The 7376-nt window shown below is 72.5% G+C and carries 4 protein-coding genes and 2 pseudogenes; 4 read left to right on the top strand and 2 right to left on the bottom strand.

All coding sequences use genetic code 11. The annotated features are described in order from the left end of the window. Positions 1-37: 37 nt before the first annotated feature. Genes AC2W7G_RS05895 through AC2W7G_RS05885 form a run of 3 tightly spaced genes read left to right on the top strand, consistent with a single transcriptional unit; the run spans position 38 to position 3186 of the window. The gene (locus tag AC2W7G_RS05895; protein ID WP_485867616.1) at positions 38-820 is read left to right on the top strand and encodes a hypothetical protein; all 783 of its coding nucleotides are present in this window, start codon (positions 38-40) and stop codon (positions 818-820) included. Positions 821-875: 55 nt separating this feature from the next. Next, a complete protein-coding gene (locus tag AC2W7G_RS05890) occupies positions 876-1496 on the top strand; it encodes a TetR/AcrR family transcriptional regulator (protein ID WP_485867615.1) in 621 nt (206 codons plus the stop codon). Positions 1497-1515: 19 nt separating this feature from the next. Continuing rightward, on the top strand, positions 1516-3186 hold the full coding sequence (locus AC2W7G_RS05885) for an MDR family MFS transporter (RefSeq protein ID WP_485867614.1): 1671 nt from the start codon (positions 1516-1518) through the stop codon (positions 3184-3186). Positions 3187-3193: 7 nt separating this feature from the next. Here the strand turns inward: AC2W7G_RS05885 and AC2W7G_RS05880 are convergent. Beyond that, positions 3194-5685: pseudogene (locus AC2W7G_RS05880) on the bottom strand (glycoside hydrolase family 65 protein). After that, positions 5685-6394, bottom strand: a pseudogene (locus AC2W7G_RS05875) (HAD family hydrolase). The pseudogenes AC2W7G_RS05880 and AC2W7G_RS05875 overlap by 1 nt, the downstream one beginning before the upstream one ends. A gap of 127 nt (positions 6395-6521) precedes the next feature. Here AC2W7G_RS05875 and AC2W7G_RS05870 point away from each other — a divergent pair. Further along, the gene (locus AC2W7G_RS05870; protein WP_485867613.1) at positions 6522-7139 is read left to right on the top strand and encodes an iron chelate uptake ABC transporter family permease subunit; all 618 of its coding nucleotides are present in this window, start codon (positions 6522-6524) and stop codon (positions 7137-7139) included. Positions 7140-7376: the final 237 nt, after the last annotated feature.

Here is a 7376-nt window from a genome sequence, read left to right as displayed (position 1 = left end):
CGAGCCGCCGCCCGGGGACCTCGGGGCGGGGTGACCCGTGCTCCGCGCCCAGCCGTCCCCGCGGCGTCGTGCCGCGGGGACGGTCGTCGCGCTCGTCGCCCTGGCCGTCGTGGTCGTGCTGGTGGCGACGCTCGTGGCTGACCCCCGCTCCCCGGCGCTGCGCGGACGTCGCTACCCGTGGCACACGGACATCACCGCCACGACGTTCTGGGTCGGCGAGATCTTCGACCCCGACGCCGACGACGGCTCCCAGCGCATCTCGGCGTACGACGACGAGTGGCTCGAGCACTACGGCGGCTGCGACGGGCAGCAGGTCGGCGACGAGTGCCGCACCGAGCGCCGGTTCCGCCGCGACGGGTGGTTCCCGCGGCACATGGAGCCGCGGGAGAACCCCTTCTACCTGGACCTGCCGTACGACGACAAGACCGTGGAGGAGAACTTCCGCACGCGCGGGGACGTCGTCCCCTGGGCCCGCGACGAGCCGTACGCCGAACGGGTCGGCGACCGGCGCTACAGCCTCATGAAGAACCGCTGGGTCGAGCTGCGCCGCGGCAGCCGGCGGTGCTTCGGGCAGGTGCAGGACGCGGGGCCGGGCGAGTACTCCGACGTCGACTACGTCTTCGGGTCCGACGACGCCCGGCCGCTGAACCAGCGCTACGGCGGGGCCGGGATGGACGTCTCGCCCGCCCTCACCGGCTGCCTCGGCTTCGACGACGTCAACGGCGTCACCGGCGGCATCCACTGGCGGTTCGTCGAGCGCGAGGACGTGCCGGACGGGCCGTGGACCCGCCTCGAGACGACGTCCCGGGGCACCGGCTGACCGGGCCCGCGTCCGGGCTTTTTGCACTCTTGGCTTCATAGTGTAGAAATGTCCGGTGGCCGAGACCGACGAGGGACGCCGCGCCGCCAAGCGGCGGGCGACCCGCACCGCCCTCGTCACCACCGCCCGGGCCCTGACCGCCCGGCACGGCGTGAACGGCTTCACGGTCGAGCAGCTGTGCGAGCAGGTCGGCGTCTCGCGCCGCACCTTCTTCAACTACTTCGCGACCAAGGACGAGGCGATCCTGGGCGCGCCGGCCGACGAGCTCCCCGCCGACGCGGTCGCGCCTTCCTGGCCGGCGGCGGTGACGAGCCCTTCACCGGCGACTTGGCCGGCGACTTCGTCGAGCTGCTCGCCGCCGCCCACGAGGGGCGCGGCGCTGACCCGCGAGGAGCACGTCGCCCTGCACCGGGCGCTCGTGGCCGAGCCGCGGCTGCTCGACCAGCTGATGGAGCGCGGCCGGGCCATGGAGGAGCGGGTGGCCGCCCTCGTCGCCGAGCGCGAGGGTCTCCCTGCCGACGACCCGCGCGCCCGCGTCGCGACGACGCTGCTCGGCGCGCTCGGGCAGGCCGTCGCCATGCGCTTCTTCTCCACCGAGTCCGCCACCTCGTTCCGCGACGAGGCGGCTCCCGACCTGCAGGCCCTGCGCGGCCTGCGCCTGACCCCGCGCCCCTGAGCGCACGACCGAAAACACCATGACGAGCACCGACCTGCGCGACGACGCGCCCCTGCTGCTGACCCAGCGGCGGATCTGGATCATCTTCTCCGCGCTGATCGCCGGCATGTTCCTGGCCAGCCTGGACCAGACGATCGTGTCGACCGCGATGCCGACCATCGTCGGCGACCTCGGCGGCGTCGAGCACCAGGCCTGGATCACGACCGCCTACCTGCTCGCCACGACGATCGTCATGCCGATCTACGGCAAGTTCGGCGACGTCCTGGGCCGGCGCAACCTGTTCCTGTTCGCCATCGCGGTGTTCACGCTGGCCTCGCTGGGCTGCGCGCTGAGCGACGACTTCTGGTCGTTCGTCGTCTTCCGCGCCCTCCAGGGCCTGGGCGGCGGCGGCATGATGATCCTCAGCCAGGCGATCATCGCCGACGTCGTGCCGGCCAACGAGCGCGGCAAGTACCTCGGCCCGCTGGGCGGCATCTTCGGCCTCTCGGCCGTCGCCGGCCCGCTGCTCGGCGGCTTCTTCGTCGACCACCTGACCTGGCACTGGGCGTTCTGGATCAACCTGCCGATCGGCGCCGCGGCATTCCTCATCGCCTGGTTCGCGCTGACGCTGCCGACCAAGCGGCCCGAGCACGGCATCGACCTGCTGGGCGTCATGACGCTGTCGGCGGCCACGACCTGCCTGATCTTCTTCAGCGAGTTCGGCGGCAACGCCGACCACGGCTGGGACGCCACGTCCACCTGGCTGTGGGGCCTGGGCCTGCTCGTCACCGCGTGCGCGTTCGTCCTGGTCGAGTCCCGCGCGGACGACCCGATCATCCCGCTGAGCCTGTTCCGCAGCTCGATCTTCGTCAACAGCACCGCCATCGGCTTCGCGCTGGGCATGGGCATGTTCGCCGCGCTGGCCTTCCTGCCCACCTTCCTGCAGATGTCGTCGGGCACGTCGGCGGCCACGTCGGGCCTGCTCATGCTGCCGATGATGGTCGGCATGATGGGCACGTCGATCTGGTCGGGCCTGCGCATCACCCGCACCGGCCGCTACAAGGCGTTCCCGATCGCCGGTGCGCTCGTCGTGCTGGCCGCGATGCTGTGGATGACGACGCTGGCGGCCAGCACCCCGATCTGGGTCGTCTGCGCGCAGATCTTCGTCTTCGGCGCCGGGCTCGGCCTCATCATGCAGGTCGTCGTCCTGGTCGTGCAGAACTGCGTCCCGGTCGACCAGATCGGCACCGCGACGAGCACGAACAACTACTTCCGCGAGGTCGGCGCCGCCCTGGGCGTCGCGATCTTCGGCGCGATGTTCACCAACCGCCTCTCCGAGCGGCTGACGGACGTCTTCACGACGGCCGGCGCCTCGGGCGCGGACGCCGAGACGGCCACCGCGACCCTGCAGCCGTCGGTGATGGCCGACCTGCCCGAGCCGGTGCGCGACGGCATCGTGACGGCCTACGCGGACGCGCTGGCGCCGGTGTTCTGGTACCTGGTGCCGTTCATCCTGGTCGCGCTGCTGCTGGCCGCCTTCCTCAAGGAGATCCCGCTGTCGGACGTGGCCGGCATGGTCGCCCGCGGCGAGGCCGTGGGCGGCGAGGAGGCCGAGCGGCTCGAGGCCGAGCAGCGCGCCGCCCGCCAGTCCCCCACCACCGGGTCGCCCGAGCCGGTCACCGCCCCCGAGGACGACTCCCCCGCTCGCTGAGCGTGGGCTACTCGCCCGAGGGGACGATGGCCGAGATGACCGTGCCGTCGGCGCGCAGCGTGCCCGCCGGGCTGGACGGCTCGCCCGACAGCCGCGGGCCCTGGTCCTTGAGCGCCACGACGACCGGCTCGCCGGGCTTCACCGTGACCTCCTCGCCGCGCACGTCGAAGGCGAGCGCGCCGTCGCCGGCCTCGACCACCATCTCCAGCTCGGTCGGACGCACGGTCACGCGCACGCGGGTGCCGCGCAGCGTGAGCCGGTAGGTCAGCGACTCCCACTCGTCGGGCAGGCGCGGGTCGATCGTCCAGCGTCCGTCGCCCAGGTCGCGGAAGCCGCCGAACCCGGACGCCAGGGCGCTCCACACGCCGCCGGTCGACGCCACGTGGACGCCGTCGGACGTGTTGCCGTGCCGGTCGGCGAGGTCGACGTAGAGGGCCGACAGGAAGTAGCGCAGCGCGAGGTGGTGGTAGCCCACCTCGGCGGCCATGATCGACTGCACGACCGCCGACAGCGTCGAGTCGCCGGTCGTGATCGGGTCGTAGTACTCGAAGTTGCGCCGCTTCTGCTGGGCGGTGAAGTGCTCGCCCTGCAGGAAGAGCGCCAGCACGACGTCGGCCTGCTTGAGCACCTGGAACCGGTAGATGACCAGCGGGTGGTAGTTCAGCAGCAGCGGCCGCTTGCTCATCGGCGTGTTGGCCAGGTCCCACATCTCGCGCTCGAGGAAGTGCGAGTCCTGCGGGTGGATGCCCAGGTGCTCGTCGAACGGGATGCTCATGCCGTCCGCGGCCCGCTCCCACTCGCGGACCTCCTCCTCGCGCAGCCCGAGCCGGCGCACCAGCTGGGCGTACGCGTCGGCGTCGTTGTCGGCGATGGTGCGGACGGCCTCGGCCGCGCGGCGCAGGTTCGCCCGGGCCAGGACGTTCGTGTACAGGTTGTCGTTCACCACGGTCGTGTACTCGTCCGGCCCGGTGACGCTGTGGATGTGGAAGCTGCCGTTCTGCTCGTTGCGCCAGAACCCGAGGTCGGCCCACAGCCGCGCGGTCTCGACGAGGATGTCGATGGCCTCGCGGTTGAGGAAGTCCACGTCGCCGGTGGCGCCCACGTACTTGCTCAGCGCGTACGCGATGTCGGCGTCGATGTGGTACTGCGCGGTGCCGGCGGCGTAGTAGGCCGAGGCCTCCTCGCCGTTGATCGTGCGCCACGGGAACAGCGCGCCCTTCTGGGCCAGCTGGCGCGCACGCTTGCGGGCCGCGTCGAGCAGCGTGTAGCGGAAGCGCAGCGCGTTGCGGGCCGCCCGCGGGGTCGTGTACGTCAGGAACGGCATGACGTAGACCTCGGTGTCCCAGAAGTAGTGGCCGCCGTAGCCGCTGCCGGTGACGCCCTTGGCCGGGATGCCCTGGCCCTCGGCGCGCGCGAGGCCTGGATGACCTGGAACAGGTTCCAGCGCACCGCCTGCTGGACCTCCGGCTGGCCGGGGACCTCGACGTCCGCGCGGGCCCAGAACGCGGCGAGCCAGTCGCGCTGGTCGGCGTGCTGCTGCTCGACGCCCTGCTCGCAGGCGCGGTCGATCGTCCGCTCGCAGCGGTCCAGCAGCTCGCGGGACGGGACGCCGCGCGAGGTGTGGTACGCCACGACCTTGGTGACGGTGACCGGCACGCCGGGCTCGGCGTCGACCCGGACGACGACCTTGGCCAGGTCGTCGCCGGTGTACGCGCGCACCGAGTGCTTGTTGGCGGTCTCGATCTTGTGGTCGGCGGCGACCGCGAGCGTCATGCCGCTCTCGGCGCAGCGATAGCCCAGGTACACGCGCCCGCGCTCGTCGTCGGCCGAGTGGTGCTCGGGCACGAGCACGCGCCGGTCGAGCTGCTCGGCCTTGCGCGGGTCGGTGCCCTCGCCCATCGCCTTGGCCCGGACGTGGTACTCGTCCTCGCCGTCCTGGCGGTTGAGGATCTGCGAGGAGATGGTGACCGGGGCGGCGTCGTCGAGCAGCGTGACCTCGAAGGTCATGAGCGCCAGGTGCTTCTGGGTGAACGACACCATGCGGGTGCTGCGGATGCGCACGCGCTTGCCGGCCGGCGTGCGCCACAGCAGGTCGCGGCGCAGCACGCCGTCGCGGAAGTCCAGCGTGCGCTCGTACTCGAGCAGGTCGGCGATCGACAGCAGCAGCGGCTCGTCGTCCACGTACAGCCGGATGACCTTGGCGTCCGGGGCGTTGACGATCGTCTGCCCGACGCGGGCGAAGCCGTACGCCTCCTCGGCGTGCTGGATCGGCCAGGTCTCGTGGAAGCCGTTCACGAACGTGCCGTGGGTGTGGGAGTTGCGACCCTCCTCCACGTTGCCGCGCAGGCCCAGGTAGCCGTTGCCGACGGCGAAGACCGACTCGGTCGTGCCGAGGTCCTGGTCGCTGTAGCGGCGCTCGGTCAGGGCCCACTCATCGGTGGGGAACCGGCCACGGTCCAGGAAGTCGGTGACGGGGGGCGCGACGTGCGAGGGCCCCATCAGAGGAGCTCCGCCAGGTCGCTCACGACGACGTCGGCACCGGCGTGGCGCAGCGCGTCCGCACCGGCTCCGCGGTCGACGCCCACGACGAGCCCGAACCCGCCGGCCGAGCCGGCCTCGACGCCGGACAGGGCGTCCTCCACGACGACCGCGCGGGACGCCTCGACGCCCAGCTCGGTGGCCGCCTCCAGGAACGTGGCCGGGGCCGGCTTGCCGCGCAGGCCCTTCTCGGCGGCGACGTTGCCGTCGACGAGCACCGGGAAGTGGTGGCGCAGGCCGGCGGTCTCCAGCACGGACGGCGCGTTGCGCGAGGACGAGACGACGGCCAGCTTCGTGCCGCGCTCGACCAGCGCCTCGACCAGCCGCACCGAGCCCGGGTACGCCTCCACGCCCTCGGTGCGCAGCACCTCGGCGAAGGCGTCGTTCTTGCGGTTGCCCAGGCCGCAGACGGTGTCGTCCGTCGACGGGTCCGACGGGTGGCCGTCGGGCAGCTCGATGCCCCGCGAGGCCAGGAACGAGCGCACGCCGTCGTAGCGCGGCTTGCCGTCGACGTAGTCGTAGTAGTCCTGGTCCGTGTACGGCTCGCTGACGCCGCGCGCGGTGAGGAAGTCGTTGAACATCTTGCTCCACGCGTGCATGTGCACCACCGCCGTCGCGTGATCACGCCGTCGAGGTCGAACAGCACCGCGTCGTAGTCGTCCCAGTCCACCCTGAAAGCGTAGGGCCGCGCGCCCAGGACCGAAAACGCTCACGGCGTGACCTGCGTCCTGCCCCGTCTGCCACAGTGTGTGCGGCGGCCACGGCCAGGGACGGCGGGCCGCCGGGAGGGAGCGACGGTGGACGAGGACGAGGCGGGCATCTCGGTGTCGACGCTCGACGCGACCGAGCAGGCCCGGCTGTGGCTGAGCCTGGGGGCCGAGGAGGCGCAGCGCACGATGCTCGCCGCCCTGCGCACGGCGCTGCTGCTCGCTCCCGTCGTCGTGGTCGACCGCAACCAGCTCCTCGACGGGGTCTTCTTCCTCGCCACCCCGCCGGACCTGCTCGCCTGGCAGCTCGGCCTGCCGCCCGGGGCCCGGCTGCCTCTGCTGGTGCGGTGCGAGCCGCTGCCGGTGGGCGACGACGCGCCCGCGCGCTCGGGGCAGCGGATCGTCCTGACCCGCTCGGTCGTGTTCGTGGCGGTCGCCGTGCTGTGCGGCGCGGCCGTCGCCGCCTGCGGCCCGATCACCTTCGTGGGGCTCGTCGTCCCGCACGTCGCGCGGATGATCTGCGGGCCGGACTATCGCTGGATCCTGGCCTACTCGGTGTTCCTCGCGCCGCTGGTCCTGCTCGCGGCCGACATCGCCGGACGCCTCGTGCTCGAGCGCGGCGAGCTGCAGGTCGGCGTCGTGCTCGGCGTCGTCGGCGCCCCGGTGTTCGTCGCGCTCGTCCGCTACCGGGACGCGGTGCGGCTGTGAACGCGATCGACGTGGTCCAGCCGCCCGCGGACGTCCACGTGGCGCCGTCGGCGAGGTCCGCCGCGCCCGCCGCCGACGAGGCGCGACCGTCACGGGCGCGATGGCGGCGCTGGCCGCGGCGCTGTTCGTCCTGACGATGATGATCGGCGACTACGCGCTGTCCCCGCTCCAGGTGGTGGCGTCCCTGCTCGGCCTGGGCGACGACCCCGGCGCCGACTTCGTCGTCACCGCGCTCCG

It is taken from the genome of Aeromicrobium sp. PFPM2_SD2, from assembly GCF_057364525.1.
This window is presented reverse-complemented; position numbering and strand designations above follow the sequence as displayed.

Excerpts from the sequence above, each read along its gene's own strand:
- AC2W7G_RS05885 (WP_485867614.1), top strand. The coding sequence starts at position 1,516 with ATGACGAGCACCGACCTGCGCGACGACGCGCCCCTGCTGCTGACCCAG.